The following is a 345-nucleotide window of genomic DNA, read 5'->3' as shown; positions in this document are numbered from 1 at the left end:
GGCTAAATGGAGCTTACGCCAAACTCGACGCTTCCCGTCAGTACCATGTTTTTTTACTTTCCATTCACCTTCACCGTAGACCTTTAGCCCTGTTGCATCAATGGCTAAATGCTGTATTGCGCCTCGGGTCTTTGTCTTGAATGACACATTAACCGTTTTGGCTCGTTTACTGATGCATGAATAATGAGGACATGACAACGGGAGTTGAGCGAGTTTGAAAACAGAATCGATGAATCCTTGTAACGCTCTCAACGGCATCGCGAATACTCGTTTAACCATGAGGGCGGTCGTAATGGCTAAGTCACTAAACAATCGAGGTCGACCTCGTTTACCTTGCTTGAGTTG

Annotated in this window: 1 protein-coding gene; it reads right to left on the bottom strand. The window is 45.8% G+C overall.

Features of this window, described 5'->3' with window-relative positions; genetic code table 11:
* On the bottom strand, nt 1-345 hold a 345-nt coding region (locus AB4493_RS21580; RefSeq protein WP_372155798.1), incomplete at both ends, for an IS5 family transposase.

This window comes from Vibrio sp. 10N.222.55.A1, assembly GCF_041473835.1.
Taxonomy (GTDB): Bacteria; Pseudomonadota; Gammaproteobacteria; order Enterobacterales; family Vibrionaceae; genus Vibrio; species Vibrio crassostreae_C.
The sequence above is the reverse complement of the archived record's forward strand: the minus strand, read 5'-3'. Positions and strand labels throughout refer to the sequence as shown.